At 36.6% G+C, this 17386-nt stretch carries 16 protein-coding genes; 7 read left to right on the forward strand and 9 right to left on the reverse strand.

What is annotated here, in order from left to right; translation table 11 throughout:
• Nucleotides 1–30: 30 nt before the first annotated feature.
• Complete coding sequence (locus tag MHH96_RS07195) at nt 31–912, forward strand: SMP-30/gluconolactonase/LRE family protein (protein ID WP_047944681.1); 882 nt, start codon at nt 31–33, stop codon at nt 910–912.
• Between the two features lie 109 nt (nt 913–1021).
• Here the strand turns inward: MHH96_RS07195 and MHH96_RS07200 are convergent, their stop codons facing one another.
• Complete coding sequence (locus tag MHH96_RS07200) at nt 1022–1105, reverse strand: universal stress protein (RefSeq protein WP_321198323.1); 84 nt, start codon at nt 1103–1105, stop codon at nt 1022–1024.
• Between the two features lie 18 nt (nt 1106–1123).
• Complete coding sequence (locus tag MHH96_RS07205; RefSeq protein WP_047944682.1) at nt 1124–2587, reverse strand: SulP family inorganic anion transporter; 1464 nt, start codon at nt 2585–2587, stop codon at nt 1124–1126.
• A 146-nt stretch (nt 2588–2733) separates the two neighbouring features.
• On the opposite strand from MHH96_RS07205, the gene MHH96_RS07210 reads away from it, so the two are divergent.
• A complete protein-coding gene (locus tag MHH96_RS07210; RefSeq protein WP_144580941.1) occupies nt 2734–3273 on the forward strand; it encodes a recombinase family protein in 540 nt (179 codons plus the stop codon).
• Nucleotides 3274–3403: 130 nt separating this feature from the next.
• On the opposite strand, the gene MHH96_RS07215 is transcribed toward MHH96_RS07210, so the two are convergent.
• The 4 genes from MHH96_RS07215 to MHH96_RS07230 form a co-directional block, all read right to left on the reverse strand.
• Nucleotides 3404–4492 (reverse strand): helix-turn-helix domain-containing protein, encoded by a 1089-nt coding sequence (locus tag MHH96_RS07215; protein ID WP_341116983.1) that lies wholly within the window; start codon nt 4490–4492, stop codon nt 3404–3406.
• 247 nt (nt 4493–4739) lie between these two features.
• Nucleotides 4740–6095: a 6-phospho-alpha-glucosidase gene (locus tag MHH96_RS07220; RefSeq protein WP_047944684.1), complete on the reverse strand. Its 1356-nt coding sequence runs from the start codon at nt 6093–6095 to the stop codon at nt 4740–4742.
• A 1-nt stretch (nt 6096) separates the two neighbouring features.
• Nucleotides 6097–7662 carry a PTS transporter subunit EIIC gene (locus tag MHH96_RS07225; RefSeq protein ID WP_047944685.1) on the reverse strand — a complete coding sequence of 522 codons (1566 nt, stop codon included), beginning with the start codon at nt 7660–7662 and terminating at the stop codon, nt 6097–6099.
• A 213-nt stretch (nt 7663–7875) separates the two neighbouring features.
• Nucleotides 7876–8676 (reverse strand): MurR/RpiR family transcriptional regulator, encoded by an 801-nt coding sequence (locus tag MHH96_RS07230; protein ID WP_341116986.1) that lies wholly within the window; start codon nt 8674–8676, stop codon nt 7876–7878.
• Nucleotides 8677–8830: 154 nt separating this feature from the next.
• On the opposite strand from MHH96_RS07230, the gene MHH96_RS07235 reads away from it, so the two are divergent.
• Nucleotides 8831–9841: a DUF3231 family protein gene (locus tag MHH96_RS07235; protein ID WP_047944688.1), complete on the forward strand. Its 1011-nt coding sequence runs from the start codon at nt 8831–8833 to the stop codon at nt 9839–9841.
• 271 nt (nt 9842–10112) lie between these two features.
• Here MHH96_RS07235 and MHH96_RS07240 read toward each other — a convergent pair whose 3' ends face one another.
• The gene (locus tag MHH96_RS07240) at nt 10113–10859 is read right to left on the reverse strand and encodes a MurR/RpiR family transcriptional regulator (protein WP_047944689.1); all 747 of its coding nucleotides are present in this window, start codon (nt 10857–10859) and stop codon (nt 10113–10115) included.
• 430 nt (nt 10860–11289) lie between these two features.
• Here MHH96_RS07240 and MHH96_RS07245 point away from each other — a divergent pair, with 430 nt between their 5' ends.
• The 4 genes from MHH96_RS07245 to trhO all read left to right on the forward strand — a co-directional run bounded on the left by MHH96_RS07245 (nt 11290) and on the right by trhO (nt 14571).
• Nucleotides 11290–11592: a PTS sugar transporter subunit IIB gene (locus tag MHH96_RS07245; protein ID WP_047944695.1), complete on the forward strand. Its 303-nt coding sequence runs from the start codon at nt 11290–11292 to the stop codon at nt 11590–11592.
• Nucleotides 11593–11676: 84 nt separating this feature from the next.
• Complete coding sequence (locus tag MHH96_RS07250) at nt 11677–13005, forward strand: PTS sugar transporter subunit IIC (RefSeq protein WP_047944690.1); 1329 nt, start codon at nt 11677–11679, stop codon at nt 13003–13005.
• Between the two features lie 31 nt (nt 13006–13036).
• Nucleotides 13037–13276, forward strand: coding sequence for a hypothetical protein (locus MHH96_RS07255; RefSeq protein ID WP_047944691.1), 240 nt, complete (start codon nt 13037–13039; stop codon nt 13274–13276).
• Between the two features lie 326 nt (nt 13277–13602).
• The gene (gene trhO / locus MHH96_RS07260) at nt 13603–14571 is read left to right on the forward strand and encodes an oxygen-dependent tRNA uridine(34) hydroxylase TrhO (protein WP_047944692.1); all 969 of its coding nucleotides are present in this window, start codon (nt 13603–13605) and stop codon (nt 14569–14571) included.
• Between the two features lie 406 nt (nt 14572–14977).
• Here the strand turns inward: trhO and MHH96_RS07265 are convergent, their stop codons facing one another.
• The gene (locus tag MHH96_RS07265; RefSeq protein WP_061800615.1) at nt 14978–16183 is read right to left on the reverse strand and encodes an IS256 family transposase; all 1206 of its coding nucleotides are present in this window, start codon (nt 16181–16183) and stop codon (nt 14978–14980) included.
• 383 nt (nt 16184–16566) lie between these two features.
• Nucleotides 16567–17256, reverse strand: a complete 690-nt coding sequence (locus tag MHH96_RS07270; protein WP_047944283.1) for a metal-dependent hydrolase — start codon at nt 17254–17256, stop codon at nt 16567–16569.
• Between the last annotated feature and the right edge of the window lie 130 nt (nt 17257–17386).

The raw sequence follows: 17386 nt of genomic DNA on the forward strand, positions 1-17386 counted from the left end.
ATTATATATACATAATGGAGGGGGAAGCGCATGCATGAAGAAGTAGAATTAGTGCTTGATGCTAAAGCAGAGCTAGGGGAAGGGCCATGCTGGGATTTCAGGAATAATCTCTTATATTGGGTAGATATTGAAGGGAAAAAAGTACATATGTATAACCATATCTCTGGTAAGCACAAACAAATTCAACTAGAACGTGAAGTGTCAGCCATTATCCCTTGTAGTAAAAAAGATACGGAATTTATTGTTACATTAGATAGCGGTTTTCATCTTTTAAATATAGAAACAGGACAGCTAGAATTCATGACGGATCCAGAGAAGGAATTAACACGAAATCGATTTAATGATGGCAAGTGCGATGCTAAAGGGCGATTGTGGGCAGGAACGATGAGCAGGGATGATAAGAAAGAGGCAGCCCTTTATTGTCTTGGAAAAGATGGCAGATGCACAGCGAAGATGAGCGATTTAACTATTTCAAATGGAATGGCATGGACAAGCGATAATAAATACTTTTACCATATTGATACACCTACCCAAATTATCACTCAATATGAATATGAGTTAGAAACAGGAGAGCTAGGGAGGGCAAAACAGATTATTAATTTCTCTGAGGAAGAGGGATTTCCAGATGGCATGACGATTGATAGCGAAGGAATGCTATGGGTGGCTCATTATGGTGGAGGAAAAGTATCGAGATGGAATCCCGATAATGGTGAAAAACTAGAGGAAATTCTTTTGCCGGTCCCAAATGTGACTTCTTGTACATTCGGGGGAAAAAGGCTGGATGAATTATATATAACTACAGCACGGTCTGGTTTAGATGATGAGAAGTTAAAAGAGCATCCACAATCAGGAGGACTATTCAAAGTGAAGTTAGGTATAAAAGGCGTCAAGACTTATTTATATCAGAACTGAAGCTTACTAGTTTATAAGCGCGATTACGTTTTAATAGAGAAAAGAGAGTGGGCAAAAGATAGCCACTCTCTTATGATTATTTAACAACTAATAGGGCTTTGGGCTCTTTTTATGCTAGTTTGGCTGCTTCTTCCGTTGCTCTTAAGGAGTTTTTCGAACCATCAATTGCTAAAAGAATAGTAGAATACATCATTTACGCCCCTTTTCTGATTTAGTGATCAGATACTTTTGCATTTGGGTTTTGAAAAACAGTAAGCTTATCCACTATCTTTTGACTAGCGGAATTTAACCCTGTCATTATTACTGTATTCTGGTTTTCCTTTAACTTTAAGGCGATTTTATCAATCGCACCAACTGCAGAATCATCCCAAACATGAGAATGGGTAAAATCGATGAAAATCTTGTTGTTGGTAATGGAAGTATCAAATGCTTTAATAAAACTGTCAACAGATGCGAAGAATAATTGACCTTCCACAGTATAGTGCTCTTCATTCGTTCTTTCTTGCTTATGCACCTTAACATGGGAAATCTTCGCTGCGAAAAAGACCGCACTTAACAGGACTCCAGCAATAACGCCAAGGGATAAATTATCGGTTGCAACCACAATAATGACTGTCACAAGCATGACTACGGCATCTGCCTTTGGCGCATTCACGATATATTTGAAGGAAGACCAGTTAAAGGTGCCGATACAAACCATAATCATAATGCCGACTAATACTGGCATTGGAATCTGTACAACGAGACTGCCTAATACCATAATCAAAAACATAAGAAAGACTCCGGCAACAAAGGTAGATAATCGGCCTCTTCCTCCCGATTTTACATTGATGACAGATTGACCAATCATTGCACAGCCAGCCATGCCACCGAAGAATCCTGTCACAATATTAGCGATTCCCTGCCCTCTTGCTTCTCTATTTTTATTGCTTTCTGTATCGGTTGCATCATCAACGATAGAAGATGTTAATAAGGATTCCAGTAGGCCGACAATAGATAAAGCCAATGCATAAGGAAAAATAATCGCTAATGTTTCAAAGGAATATGGCACATTTGGAAGGAAGAAAGTTGGTAAGGACTGTGTAATTTTCCCCAAATCTCCAACAGTAGCAACATTAACATTTCCAAAAATAGCAACAGCCGTTAAAATAATAATAGCAATCAGCGGCGCAGGAATAATCTTTATAAATCTTGGCAAGATATACACAATTAATAATGTAATAATAACGAATAAATAAGTTATATTTGTTACGTTAATAAGATGTGGAACTTGAGCCATAAAAATAAGGATGGCTAAGGCATTAACAAAGCCAATCATAACGGCTCTTGGAATAAACTTCATCAGCTTGGCTATTTTTAATACGCCAAAAATAATTTGAATAATACCAGTTAGAATCGTAGCAGCAAATAAATATTCCAACCCGTAATCTCTGACTAATGGTCCCATTAATAGTGCCATTGCCCCTGTAGCTGCCGAAATCATCCCAGGTCTTCCACCTGTAAACGAAATAACTACAGCCATTGTAAAGGAAGCATATAATCCGATCATCGGATCTACTCCAGCGATAATAGAAAAGGCAATTGCCTCTGGTATTAGCGCTAAGGCAACAACCATTCCTGATAAAATATCCCCGCGGATATTCGAAAACCATTCCCTTTTTATCTTTTCAATCAAATGCTTCACCTCAATATTTGTCTTCTGTTTACTAAAAGTAGTCTATCATGATTATTCCCAAAAAGGAATATATTTTGGGAAAGTTTTTACAAGGTCTTTATTTCTGTCTATAATAGGAAAAAGAGATAACGTTGGAGGCAATGAAGATGATATATGGCTATATTCGCCCAACCATCGCAGATATTCACTGCGAGCAGCAGTTAAAAATACTAAAATCTATATGTGAGCAAGTGTATAAAGAAGAACATGATTCGGCAAAAAATAGAACAAAGCTATTGGAATTGTTGTCGTCCCTTTCCAAGGGAGACAAGATTGTGGTGGTGCAATTATTCGCGATTGCAGACTCGAGTAGACATCTGATGGAGATATTAGATATCCTTGAGAAGAAAGGTGCCTATTTACAGACAATTAAGGAAGATATTGATACAGAAAGAACAAAAAAATATTCATTGTCCGAAATGCTGTCCCATTTAATAGAATTCCAGAATGAAATTATTCGAGAAAGAACCAAAAAAGGGATGGAGTATGCGAAACAGCATGGGAAAACAAGCGGCAGACCTCGAAAAGCCGATGAGAATGTAAAAAAAGCAATCGAGATGTATCAATCAAAAAAATATACCTTGAAAGATATAAAAGAAGAAACAGGGATAAGTAAGTCTACTTTATATCGGTATTTGGAGAATTAGTCATGAAATTATTTTAGAAGGAAAGACGGAGAGCCACAGAGGATTTTATAATCTAAGAGAAAAAGCAGCAGATTCCAGGTAAACAATAACCAGAACAACCATATGTTTGTTCTGGTTTATCATTTAAAACTTAATTTGTTTTTAGCAACTGTTTAACAATGGTACCTAAAGAGCTTTCTCCCATAAACGGAGCCAGTTTCGCCAGGAGTCCTGGAGACAGCCTGTCAGGATCGATGCGAGCTAGTAATCGTTCGATCGCTTCTTCCTCTAAAAAAGGTGCCAGCTCAGTAAGCTCCTCTAATTCTATTTCATCATCTACTGCTTTATCCACCAGCGTATTTAATGTTTCTTCTCCTATAAATGGGGCCATCTTTCGGATGAATGGCCAGCTGCCTCTTCCACCTGCAATCAAAGTCAATTGATCAATTGTTTCTTCTTCTAAAAAGGGGGCTAATGGCAGAATCTTTTCTTCATTTAAAGGATCCTTTATTTCTTGCAGAACAAGCTCATTTAGAGCTGTGTCACTTACGAATGGAGCTATTTCTGTAATGAACCTCCATGTTAACTTGCCTGTGCTTACTTTTAGGAGCATATCATTCATGTATTCTTCCTCTAAGAATGGCGCTAGATGCAATAACTCCATTGGTTCAGCGGATTCATTAATTAACTGATCAGCTATTTTGTTTAATGCATGTGCAGATACAAAAGGAGCAATACGCTGTATCATTTTCCAATTGATTGCTTTTTTCGCTGCTTCTATAACTATTTCATCTAATGCTTCTGTTTGTAAAAAAGGAGCTAGGTGGACGATGGAGTCTATATCCCAAACATTGGTATTCATCTTTTCTGATACTTTACTCAGCTGGCTAGATTTAATAATAGGAGCGATATCGACAAGCTCATTTACTTGTGCGGATCCTGAATTGATTAAGTGAGCAACTTCTTCTGGTTTATCCTCCGATAAATGCTGCACGATTTTTCCTAATTGTTTAGAATGGTCCATCTTATCAACCCCCGCATTCATTAAGAGGTCAATAGATATATCAAATACATGTGCAATAACAGGAATGGTTGTAATATCTGGAAGGGACTCGCCTCTTTCCCATTTTGATATCGCTTGGTGACTAATATTTAATTTATCTGCTAACTCTACTTGGGTAAAATCTTTTTCCTTTCTTAATTTAGATATATAAGCACCAATTTTTCGTGAATCAATCATCCTATCATCTCCTTTATTTTTCCAGTGCGCACTGTCTACTTCGATACTAGCATACATACCGAAGTGTGCCTATCAACGGTTGGTTGAATGTTCAAAAAATAATGATTCTACTGGTGGTAGAATTAGCTGTTTGCAATTATAGATGATGGATCTTGTCTTTCCGAGGTACATAATAAAAACCAATGCCAATTTAGAAACTAAAAAAGTCCACAAAGAGTATCAAAACTCCTTGTGGACTATTAAAAACTTATACTAGTACGCCTTCTTTATATTCCTTTGTTAAGGTTGGCCAGTATTCTTTATTTGCTTCAATTAAATCATCAAGGACTGCTTTTGCTACTTTAGCTGATGGTAAAGTTTTATTTAAAGTGAAAGCCTGTAATGCTTTTTCGTAGGAACCTTCCACAATTGCTTCAACTAAGATCTTTTCAGATGCTAATTGTTGGTCAATCATTGCTTTATAGAAGTAAGGAATATCTCCCACAAATTCAGGCTTAGGACCGTCACTAGTAATAAGTGCAGGTACTTCAATCATTGCATCAGCTGGCAGGTTTGGAATCGTGCCATTGTTTTCTACCATAACTAAATATCTTTTTCCTAGATTTTGCGCAAGAGATACCGTTACATCTACAATAAATGTTCCATGTACACCAACCGCGAAGGAATCTTCTAAAATCCCTGTCTCTTCATATTTCTTCACTGTTTCAAATAGAGTTTTTTCACGCCCGTCCATTACTTCATTCGCACGGGTATATTCTTTATTAGAAGTTTCGACAATATGATCTGGGAACAAATAGTATTGTAAATAAGGGTTTGGCAGATATTCTGGAAAATGATCCATGATTAGTTTAATGTTCTTAAATGTTTTAATCCAAGAAGAATCGGCATGACGATAGTCAATTTTGGAAATATCTTCTGTCAGTAAACCGTATTTATAAACATGTTCGCGAATCTCTGGCAATCTTTCCACACCATCCACTTTAATGCTTGTAAACCAGCCAAAGTGGTTTAAACCGAAATAGTCTACTTCTAATTCTTCCCTTTCGACTCCAAGGATTGCTGCAATATTACGCATGGTTGCTACCGGCATATCACAAATATTTAGGACTCTTGAATTTGGTCGTAATTTGCGTACTCCTTCTGCCACAATGGATGCTGGGTTAGAGTAGTTGACAATCCATGCAGTTTCTTTTGCATATTTTTCTACATAATCGATTAATTCGATCATTGGTGCAATCGTTCTAAGTCCATAAGCTAATCCACCAGGACCACAGGTTTCTTGTCCGACTACATTATGGGAAAGAGGGATTTTCTCATCTAGCTCACGCATCGCATATTTTCCAACTCTCATTTGGGCAAATACAAAGTCTACATCCTCAAATGCGGTTTGTGGATCTGTTGTATCAATGACTTTAATTTTATCTGTATATTCCTCAATAACAGCTTTAGCGGCCACAACTACTTTGGCTTGTCTTTCTCCGTCAATATCATAGAAACGAATTTCAGATAGAGGCAGATCCTCTAGACGATCCATCAGACTACGAATAATTCCTGGTGTATAAGTGCTTCCTCCACCTGCAACTGCTAATTTAAATGTCTTCATCTTAAATACCTCCTAATTGTTGGTCTACTTGGTCTCGAACTGATTTCACATTTAAGCCATAAACAACTTGAACATTATTACCAGACTTGATAATACCTTTTGAGCCTGTTTGTTTTAATGTTTGTTCATCTACTATATTTGGATCTTTCAAAATTAAGCGCAATCTTGTATAGCAATTATCGACATTTTCAATATTCGCTTTTCCACCTAATGCATTAACAATAGTTGCACCTAAAGCAGAGGGGGAGTCATTTCTTGCAGTAGCAGATGCTGCTGCTTCTGCATTTGCTGTCTCACTTGTTTCTGTATCCTCTTCGCGACCCGGTGTTTTTAAATTTAATTTAAGAATTAAGAAGCGGAAAAGTAGGAAATAGATAGCTGCCATTAATAGTCCTACTAAGATAAACATTGGCCAGTTTGATTTCGTCGTACCAAGCGGCAAGTTATATAGCAGGAAGTCAATAAATCCATTAGCGCCAATCGCATGAACATGAAAGATACTTAAGAGCATCATTCCCACACCTGAAAGTACAGCATGTAACACAAACAAGATTGGTGCTGTGAACAGGAAGGCAAATTCTAATGGCTCTGTTACTCCTAGTAAAAAAGAAGTAAAGGCTGCCGGAAGAAGAATGGCTTTTGCGATTGTTTTCTTCTTTTTATCTGCTGTCACATACATGGCTAAAGCTGCACCCATCAGGCCAAACATTTTACTTAGGCCACGAGCATCCCAGTTAACGGTACTGCTTAGTACTTTAATGCTTGAGTCTGCCATTTCAGCAAAGTAGATATTTCTCGCTCCGTAGATAATTTCGTTTCCGATATGGGCTACTCCACCTAGTTCTGTATACAGAAATGGAGTATAAACTAAGTGATGAAGACCGGTTGGGATTAAGATTCTTTCTAAGAATCCATAAATAAGTAAGCCAAATACTCCTAAATTCTTAATGCCGCTTGCAACAGCTGTAATGCCATCTTGTACAAATGGCCAAAATTCTGCAGCAATCGCTCCTAAAATCATGGCACTAGGGATGGCTAAAATAGCAACAAAGCGATGTCCTGAGTAAATGGCCATAACCCCTTTAAATTCTGTGTCACAGTACTTATTGTGTAAGATACCAACTAGAGCACCGAGAAGAATTCCGGAGAAAACACCCATTTCTAACACTTGAACATTTAATACCATTGCTTGACCAGCTAGCTGCATTTCCTCTGGTGCCACTAAGCTGCCAGACAGACTTAACACTTGATGCATGGCATTTATGAAAATAACGAAGGTAACTAGTCCAGTTAAAGCAGCATATCCTTTATCCTTTTTAGCTAAGCCAATTGGAATGCCGACAGCAAAGATTAAAGCAAGGTTTTGTAAAATTGATACAGCAGAAGAAGAAATAAATTTCCCTGTATTTTGGATAGATGGATGTTCTAGAAACGGGATATATTGTGCTAAGTTTCCGTTTCCGAAAACATTTCCAAATGCGATAAATAATCCGATAATCGGTAGAATGAGAATTGGTGCGAATAAGGATTTCCCGAATAGCTGAAGACCATTTACGACCTTTTTCATCTATAAAACCTCCCTTTTTGGTAAGCGTTATCATATCTTTTAATATCCAAAGTATATAATTGAACATATAATTTTGAAAGGGGTTGCAATCATTGTGTACTATGTCTTTCAATCCTGTAACATGTTACACGTTATGGAAGGAAAGGCAAATGGACGAAATAGAGAGGATGTTCTCCCGAGCATCCTCTATTTTGGCGTTATTAAGGAAAGTTGTTAATATTCTTTAATAATCCCCCTTTTAATCGCGATAATTAAGAGTAAATCAATAAGCATAAACATATTGGATTCATAGGAGGTTACCTCAAATTCTTGTTGAGATTCAATAGTAGGGTCAAGGACCGTAAAGACAATATCAGAAATTTTGGCTGTTGAGCTTTTATTATTTCCGGTGAAAAGTATCGTTTTTACGCCTTTATCCTTGGCGATTTTTACTTTCTCTAGTACTTTAGCTGTTTCGCCAGAACGGGAAAAAGCGATGAGTAATTTGTATTTTTGAATATTATTGAGAAAAATGGCACGACTGTCGCTGGTAGTTGTATTGGAAACGTAATAACCAAATAACTCTAATTTCTTAGCGAAATAGCTAGAAAAAAGAGTGGAAAAGCCAGCGCCATAAAAATATATCATTTTATTTTCATTGATTTGAGATAAGAACTGTTCAATGGTTGTCTCATCTAGTGAGTCGATTGTTTGTTTATAATTACGCTTAAAGGAGGATACCGCCTCTATTAATGGTTGATGAATACTATCTACATATTCCACTTCTTGATCAAGCATCTTTGTTACTTTTAAATTTAGGTTGTAAATGAATTCACTATACCCACTAAAACCAAGTTTTTTACAAAGGCGGATAATGGTTGCAGTAGATACGAAGAGATCATTAGCCGCTGCTCGGATACTTAACGTTTCTCCGGCTAACTTTTTCTCTATCAGAAACTGGATAATATCGTTCTCTGCTTCGGTTAAATTTTTGCCATTAGTATAATCAAGAAAAAGCATATCTGAATTTTTCAAATCTATCATCATTCCTTGTTCATATTTTCGTCTAGTATGGATTCTTTTATTATAAATGATGTTTTTTCTATATGGATTGATTGGATAGCATAGCATAATATCTATAGGGATGCCAATACTATTAAAACTATGTAAGTGTTGGAGGTTTTACTTTATGTCCCAATCAAATATAAAACTAACATCTTCAGAAATTGCTTCTCTGTGGACATCTTATTTAAATAACTGTATGTCTAAACAGGTTCTCACTCATATGGTACAACATGTGAAGGATCGGGAAATTGTCGATGCTATTCGCTTTGCTTACCGATTTGCTCAAAAACAGGAAAAGCGCTTTGCGAAAATTTTCCTGGAAGATAAATTTGCCATACCACATGGCTTCACAGAAGACGATGTAAATAAAAAGGCCCCAGCCTTGTTTACCGATCCCTTCTGTTTAGCCTATATTAATCAAATGGCAAAAGCAGGATTAGTGGCATACGGGGGATTCTTATCAATGTGCACACGGAAAGATATAATCCGTTTTTTTCAAGAGGGACTACTGGATACTTCAAAGCTATATCAGTTAAGTACCTCTATTCTTGATAAAAAAGGATTGTTAGTCCGAGCCCCCTTTACTTCCGTACCAAAGGAAGTCGATTATATTGAAAATAGAAAATACTTGAGTGGTTTCTCTTTATTTCACAAAAAGAGACCATTAAATGCAGTGGAAGTTTCCCATCTTTTTATGAATACACAGACGAATAATATGGGACTTAAGATTACCTTGGCTTTCGCCCAGACAACGACGAATAAAGAAGTACAGGCTTATATGTTAAGAGGAAAAGATATTTCACAAAAACACTTAAAAATATTTACAGATACTCTATTAAAAGAAGGGATACAAAGTCCGAACACTTCCGATATTGGTATTACAGATTCTACTGTACGCACTTTTTCTGATAAATTAATGATGTTTCATATAAGTTTATTGAGTGCCTCAGGAATTGGAAATTATGCATTAGCGGGAGGAGCTAGTCAAAGAAGTGACCTGCTACTTAATTATGATAGGCTTTCGATCGAAATTGGCCAGTATGCCAAAGATGGGGCAGATTTAATGATTGACTATAATTGGGTGGAGCAGCCGCCGTCAATTATAAAGATTAAAAATGATGTAACAGGGAAATAGAGAGAAATTATATTCACAGTGTATACAAACTCCTGTATTTTGGAAAGAAATTGGAGTTAAGTATATTTATTAACCTCTTTCAATCAGGGGGTTGCTTTCCGTGGCGCTCGCGCTGAGCCGCGGTCTGCTTACAGCCTGCAGGGTCTTAGGCTGTCTCGCTAACCACAGGAGTCTCACCCCCTCCACTCCAAGCAACGCATGAAAATGCAATTCTACTTCTCCAATATCTTTTTGTCGACAAACTCAAATTATTTTTCCCTGTTACTCTTTTCTAAGCTTCCCGCTCCTCATTAAGCTTGCTGTTCTTTTTAACCTTATGAGCGCTTTCCTCTAAGATGTACATGACCGGTAATTGAGAAGTGATATTTGATCGTCCTGTATATACTTCTGTAACATAATACGCAATATTTATATCAGATATTTTTGCAAGGTGACAGTCTTTACTATTAGTAATGCTAATAATATTGCAGCCTTCCATTTTTAATCGATTTGCAAGATGAATGGTATAATCTGTTTCACCAGAAACCGATAAGATGATAGCGGTACATTTTTTCAGCTCCTTGCTGTTAATTGGGTAAAAGGGGTCTTTTATAAAAGTGGAAAACTTCCCTAAACTTGAAAAATATCTAGCACCATACTCCGCTAAAATGCCTGAACTTCCTGTTCCTACAAAAATTACTTTATCAGATTGACTAACCATATCCGCAGTTTCTTGTATATATGTTTCGAAATTACCTTTCATTGTGCGTTCTAAGAACTCAGAAAGATAGTATTTCGTTGACTTTAAGTTTTCTTGCTTACTTCTATCTAAATATAATTTTAATTTAACCTTAAACTCGGAAAAACCATCACAGTTTAACTTTCGGCAGAATCTAAGAATACTAGATGTGGATACATGCGTTTCATCGGATAATTCTCTAATACGCATATATATAACTTTATCGATATTTTTTGTAACATAGTTATAGAGTAGCATTTCTAAATCATTAAAGGATTGGATCATTTCATTTGTGAACAAATTATTCCCTCCTACTCTAAATAGAATTTTCCTTACATTCACCATTTTTCCAACTATTAATGGACTGAAAGTATATGTGAATCGCAAATAGATGAAAAATTCGCTGTCCATAAAAATATAAATGGTTCAACTAATCATCAGTGGGGATGACTTCCTTAATCATGGTAATCTTTCCTCTATTATAAAACAGGTTGTGACTAAAATGTAACAAATTCCTTCCGAAGAAAAAAGATAGTAAGTGGTTATTTTTACTTCTAATTAGTTTGCAAACGCATACATTTTAAGTGGAAGGGGGTATGTAATTGCCTGAGAAAATTAGAAATTCCTTGTGGGGTCAGCTTTTGCGCCGATTGAGTAAGGGGAGCATATGATGAAAAAGGACCATTCGAATGAGAATATTATACAAAAATCAATTATTGGAGGGAAGAAAATGAAGAAATTACTTTTAGTTTGTGCAGCGGGAATGTCTACTAGTTTATTAGTAAATAAAATGAAAGATGCAGCAAAAGAAAAAGGAATAGAGCTCGAAATCTTTGCATTGCCAGTATCAGAATGTCAAAAAGTCGCACATGAAGTGGATGTCGTTTTATTAGGTCCTCAGGTGCGTTACCAAAAACCACAGGTGGAGGAGATTATTGCGGGGAGAGTTCCGGTAGAAGTAATTGATATGAGAGCATATGGAATGATGAATGGCAAAGCAGTATTAGAAAGAGCATTAGAATTAATGGCATAAATCAATCAGCAACTTGCACCTAAAGAAGCCTGCAAAAATAGTTTTCCAATGTAAAAATAACATATTTATTTAGGGGGAATTATAATGGGTTTTATGGCGGCCTTTGAAAAGTTTGCGGAGAAAACGTTAGTGCCAGTTGCAGCAAAATTAAACTCGCAAAGGCATATCGTTGCTATCCGCGATGCATTTATTCTATCTTTTCCTATTACGCTTGCAGGTTCATTAATTGTATTACTAAATTTTGCTGTCTTAGCACCAGACGGATTCATTGCCAAAATCCTATTCTTGCATAAATTATTTCCAAATTTAGCTGATTTACAAGCGGTTTTTTCTCCTGTATTAAATGGCTCTGTTAATATATTATCTATGTTCATCGTCTTTCTCGTTGCCAGAAATATGGCAATTTCACTCAAAGCCGATGAATTATTAAGTGGGCTGACAGGTCTTTCTGTATTTTTTATTATTTATCCACCATATACCAATGTAGAAGGAACCAACTTTTTAACAACTCAATGGGTAGGAGCACAGGGACTATTTGTTGCTTTAATTGTGGGATTACTAGTTGGTGAGCTTTTCAGCAGATTATCTAGATCCAAAAAATTACAAATAAACATGCCTGATTCTGTACCTCCGGCTGTTTCTCGTTCTTTTAAAGTATTATTTCCTATTATAATTATTACTGTGGTGTTCGCTATTGCAAACGCTTTAATAAATGCAGTTTATCCAGAAGGCTTACATGGATTTATTTACGCAGTGATTCAAACTCCATTGAAGAGTTTAGGCACCAATATTGTTTCCTTAGTTATCTTAGCGATAGTTTCCAACCTATTATGGGTTTTTGGAATCCATGGTCCGAATACCATTGCTGCTATACGGGAAGCTATGTTTGCAGAAGCGGGCTTAGAAAACCTTAACTTCGTCGCAGAGCACGGTACAGCTTGGGGAGCACCATATCCCGTAACTTGGGCAATTAATGATGCTTTTGCAAACTATGGTGGTTCCGGAATGACGCTGGGATTGCTTATTGCTATCTTTATTGTGGCAAAAAGGCAGGATTACAGGGATATTGGAAAACTTTCACTTGCACCAGGGATATTTAATATAAATGAGCCAATTATTTTTGGTTTGCCAGTTGTATTAAATCCAATTTTAATTGTGCCATTTATTCTTGTTCCAGCCATAAATATTATTATTGGATATGTTGCGATTGTATCAGGATTGATTCCACCAATTGCGTATTCCGTTCCATGGACTACACCAGGACCGCTGATTGCTTTCCTTGGAACAGGTGGAAATTATATTGCGCTATTGCTTGGTTTTGTTTGCTTGGCTGTTTCTACACTGGTGTATATACCATTCGTTATGGCAGCAAATAAAGCAAACGCCGTAAGTTATGGAGGGGAGAAAAAGTGATTCGGCTGCTTCTGCTTAAAGTGATAGAAAAATGAATCAATATACTATTCAATTTTTCTGTGGACAAATAAATTATGTCCGAGATGTTTTTGAAAATTACCAGGATGATTACATCACAACTAGCATAAAGGTTATTAACAAGATTAAAGCGGAGCTAGTAGTTGTTACATCTTTATCAGCGGAGCTTGCCATACGCCATGTAGAGAAAATATTTCAGCAGTCTAAATATGGTTGTGCGCTCCACTTTCATACGACCATAACAGAAGGATAATCAATAGAAAATGTCAAACAAGGGGTACTTCTTTAAGGAGTATCCCTTGCTATAATTTCGAGTTAGTTAATAGTATTTTTTATGATAGTATGTAAAGGCTACGAAAGAATGGAATTTTAATACTAGGTAAAATCTGCATCTTTCTTTTTAGCTCGTATTACCTTATAATTATTTTAACTTTATTTTTAAGCAGGGGGAGATTTCGATGAGTGAAGTCTCTTTCTGTTTGTTTGCGATTTTACAAATAAGCAATGGATTTTTACTATTGACACAATTGGTGTATAGTTATTAATAGATAATTTTTAGAAGGAATAGGGTGTTGAACAATGAGTGAATATCGAGTATTACTTTATTATAAATATGTACCGATTGAAAATCCGGAGGAATTAACCAAAGAGCATTTAGCTTTTTGTAAAGAACTAGGATTATTAGGTCGAATTCTAATTTCCCACGAGGGGATTAATGGAACAGTTTCTGGTACGGTAGAGCAAACAGACAAGTATATCGAAGCAATGAGACAGGATCCGCGTTTCAGCGATACTATTTTCAAAATTGATGAAGCAGATGGACATGCTTTTAAGAAAATGCATGTTCGTCATAAAAAAGAATTAGTTAACTTAAGCTTAGAGGACGATGTAGATCCACTTAAATTAACTGGTAAGCACTTAAAACCAGCAGAATTTTATGAGAAAATGCAAGATCCTGATACAATTGTGATCGATGCTCGTAATGATTATGAATATGATCTTGGTCATTTCCGAGGTGCGATTAAGCCAGAAATTGAAACATTTAGAGAACTGCCACAATGGATAAAAGAAAATAAAGATATACTAGAAGGTAAAAAGATTCTTACTTACTGTACGGGTGGAGTAAGATGTGAGAAATTCTCTGGCTGGCTAATGAAAGAGGGTTTTGAAGATGTAAGCCAATTAGATGGGGGAATTGTGACTTACGGAAAAGACCCAGAAGTACAAGGCGAGCTTTGGGATGGTCAATGCTACGTATTCGACCAAAGAATCAGTGTGCCAGTCAATCAAAAAGAACATGTGATTGTAGGACGTGACTTCTTTACTGGGGAGCCATGTGAAAGATATGTAAACTGTGCAAACCCAGAGTGTAACCGCAAAATGCTTTGCAGTGAAGAAAATGAAGAGAAGTATATGAGAAGCTGCAGCCATGAGTGCCGCACACATCCAAGAAACTTCTATGTAAAACAACATGGACTCACACAAGAGCAAGTGGAAGCAAGAGTAAAAGAAATTGCTCAATGGGAAGAAGAAAGCAAAGTAATGTAATAGGAAAGGCTGTCCGTTGCGGGCGGCCTTTTTTAGTTTGAGAGAGGTTTGGCTGATAAAATGTGGTTTTGGCTGATAGATGCATCACTTTGGCTGAAAAAACCAAAGTTTGGCTGATAGATGCATCACTTTGGCTGAAAAAACCAAAGTTTGGCTGATAGATGCATCACTTTGGGGAATGTAAATTATTTTGTGTAAATGATTTAATTACTATATATGGTTAATACTATCACTATAAGATTCTTACCTATTAGGGGGATAGGGCAATGCTGGGGAGCACCCCGAGCACCTAGTAGGGTTCTGTACAAAAGTGGAGAGGCGTTATCCTCTCTTTTTCTTTTGGGAGAACCAAAGCGATAAACCCTTAGGGCATAGCCCTAAAGCGTAAGAAAATCATAAAAAATGATTATTTCCCAAATCGACCCTCAAACATTATTTCAAACTGTTGTCTACATTCTAACCATCCAGGCACAGGAATAGTCCATTTATCCGTTACACCGATAGTCGCTAGATAAACAATTTTTCTTAAAGCGTTATCCGTAGGATAAGCCGTTTTCGTTTTGGTGACTTTTCTTAGTTGTCGGTGAAAGGCTTCAATAGTATTCGTTGTATAAATTAATTTTCTAATTTCCACTGGATAAGAGAAATAAGTGGTAAGCTCTAACCAATTATTTTCCCATGACTTAATAACAGATGGATGCTTCTTTTCCCATTTTGTTTTAAATTCTTCAAAGGCCATTTCCGCTTGTTCAATGGTAAAGGCCTTATAGACATTCTTTAAATCGTTCATAAATTCTTTACGATTTTTATTGGGAACAGTCTTGGAATTATTCCGTAGTTGATGAATAATACAAGATTGAACATCAGCCTTAGGAAAAGTAGCGTTAATAGCTTCAGTAAAACCAGAAAGCCCATCTTTACAGGCTATTAGGATGTCTTCGACCCCGCGACTTTTTAAATCTTGACATACATTTAACCAAAAACTAGCACTTTCTTCTTCGCCAATCCAAATACCTAAAATATCTTTTATCCCATCTGTATTAATACCGAGAACGGTATAAGCAGCTTTACTCACAATCCTATTTTCATGCTTTACCTTAAAATGAATAGCATCTAAAAACACGATTGGATATACAGATTCTAGTAGACGGGATTGCCACTCATAAACAAGTGGTAAAACCTTATCAGTTACCTTACTAACTAAAGTCGGAGAAACACTAATCCCATATATGTCTCTCATATGACTTTCTATATCTCTAGTAGACATTCCCTTGGAATAAAGGGCGATAATTTGATCCTCTAAGCCATTGATGGAGGTCTCATACTTTTTAATAATCTGAGGCTCATATTCTCCTTTACGATCCCTAGGGATATTTAATTTAGTTTCACCTAACTTAGATTTAATGGTTTTTTTACTATAGCCATTGCGACTATTTCCCGAGTTAATACCACTAACATTGTGTTTAGAGTAACCTAAGTGTTCCTCGATTTCAGCTTCAAATACTTGTTGAAGAGTTTCCTTAAAAAGTTCTTTTAACATCATGTGGATATCATCAACTGTTTCACATTGACTGGCCAACTCTCTAATTGTCATATTCCGTAGATCTTGCATAAATGATCATCTCCTTAATTGGTAAGTATAACCATTTACACAAAATTATAGACGCTCTCTCACTTTGGCTGAAAAAACCAAAGTTTGGCTGATAAGTGCTCCAATTTGGCTGAAAAAACCAAAGTTTGGCTGATAAGTGCACCAGTTTGGCTGAAAAAATCAAAGTTTGGCTGATATCTACTCCAATTTGGCTGATAAAAGCAAAACTTGATTGAAAAGGCAATAGCTTTCTGCAAATAAAAAACGAAAAAGAGGCTAATATCCCACGTATTTATGCGATATCAACCTCATTTCCCCACTTCATATTCATTGCAGACAAACCAAGTTTGTCTGCAACGTTTCAAAACTACTAGTTTGATGTGTACTCTAGCCCAATGCTTTTCTTACAATTCGAATGTTTCCCCTAGTTCTAATACTTTCCCTTTCAAACCAAGTTCCTCAAGCTTATTTACAAACGCCTTAGCGTCTTGCTCAATTACAGGGAATGTATTGTAGTGGATGGGAATAATTAATTTTGCTTGATACCATTCGGCTGCTTGCAGCGCATCCTCGGGTCCCATTGTAAAATGGTCTCCAATGGGTAGAAAGACAACGTCTAAATGGTGTCGGTCTCCAATCATCTTCATATCACTGAAAAGTCCAGTGTCTCCGGCATGATGGATGGTTTTCCCTTCTGCTTCAATAATATATCCACCTGGCATTCCGCCATATAAGATATTTTTATTTTCTTCATCAATAATCCCGGAACTGTGGAATGCATGCGTCATTTTTGCTTTAGCAAAGCCTAAATCGACTGTTCCGCCGATATTCATACCAATTGTTTCTACACCTTGCCAAGACATATAAGCAGCTAATTCAGGGTTAGCAACAACTGGAGCATTATTTGCTTTGGCGATTGGTGCCGCATCGAGAATATGATCCATATGTGCATGTGTCAGTAAAACAGCATCCACTTTCACTTCTTCCACTTTTGTAACAGCAGAAGGGTTGCCACTAATAAACGGGTCAATAATTAAAGACTTTCCTTCTGTACTAATTTCAATAGTGGATTGACCATGATAAGTAATTTTCATGCAAAATCATCTCCTTAAAATTCCACATAGGTGGATTATTGTCCATTTTAGATTAAAGCAGAGAAAGGAAAAATACCAAATGATATGCTTGTCTATTTCTCAAATCAGTATTGACACTAACTTGTAAGGA

This window comes from Niallia sp. FSL K6-0212 (assembly GCF_038007605.1).
GTDB classification, from domain to species: Bacteria; Bacillota; Bacilli; order Bacillales; family Cytobacillaceae; genus Niallia; species Niallia circulans.

What these genes read in the sequence shown, in the direction of transcription:
- MHH96_RS07195 (WP_047944681.1), top strand. Translation starts at nt 31, where the DNA reads ATGCATGAAGAAGTAGAATTAGTGCTTGATGCTAAAGCAGAGCTAGGG.
- MHH96_RS07200 (WP_321198323.1), bottom strand. Translation starts at nt 1,105, where the DNA reads ATGATGTATTCTACTATTCTTTTAGCAATTGATGGTTCGAAAAACTCC.
- MHH96_RS07210 (WP_144580941.1), top strand. Translation starts at nt 2,734, where the DNA reads ATGATATATGGCTATATTCGCCCAACCATCGCAGATATTCACTGCGAG.
- MHH96_RS07215 (WP_341116983.1), bottom strand. Translation starts at nt 4,492, where the DNA reads ATGATTGATTCACGAAAAATTGGTGCTTATATATCTAAATTAAGAAAG.
- MHH96_RS07220 (WP_047944684.1), bottom strand. Translation starts at nt 6,095, where the DNA reads ATGAAGACATTTAAATTAGCAGTTGCAGGTGGAGGAAGCACTTATACA.
- MHH96_RS07225 (WP_047944685.1), bottom strand. Translation starts at nt 7,662, where the DNA reads ATGAAAAAGGTCGTAAATGGTCTTCAGCTATTCGGGAAATCCTTATTC.
- MHH96_RS07235 (WP_047944688.1), top strand. Translation starts at nt 8,831, where the DNA reads ATGTCCCAATCAAATATAAAACTAACATCTTCAGAAATTGCTTCTCTG.
- MHH96_RS07245 (WP_047944695.1), top strand. Translation starts at nt 11,290, where the DNA reads ATGAAGAAATTACTTTTAGTTTGTGCAGCGGGAATGTCTACTAGTTTA.
- MHH96_RS07250 (WP_047944690.1), top strand. Translation starts at nt 11,677, where the DNA reads ATGGGTTTTATGGCGGCCTTTGAAAAGTTTGCGGAGAAAACGTTAGTG.
- MHH96_RS07255 (WP_047944691.1), top strand. Translation starts at nt 13,037, where the DNA reads ATGAATCAATATACTATTCAATTTTTCTGTGGACAAATAAATTATGTC.
- trhO (WP_047944692.1), top strand. Translation starts at nt 13,603, where the DNA reads ATGAGTGAATATCGAGTATTACTTTATTATAAATATGTACCGATTGAA.
- MHH96_RS07265 (WP_061800615.1), bottom strand. Translation starts at nt 16,183, where the DNA reads ATGCAAGATCTACGGAATATGACAATTAGAGAGTTGGCCAGTCAATGT.
- MHH96_RS07270 (WP_047944283.1), bottom strand. Translation starts at nt 17,256, where the DNA reads ATGAAAATTACTTATCATGGTCAATCCACTATTGAAATTAGTACAGAA.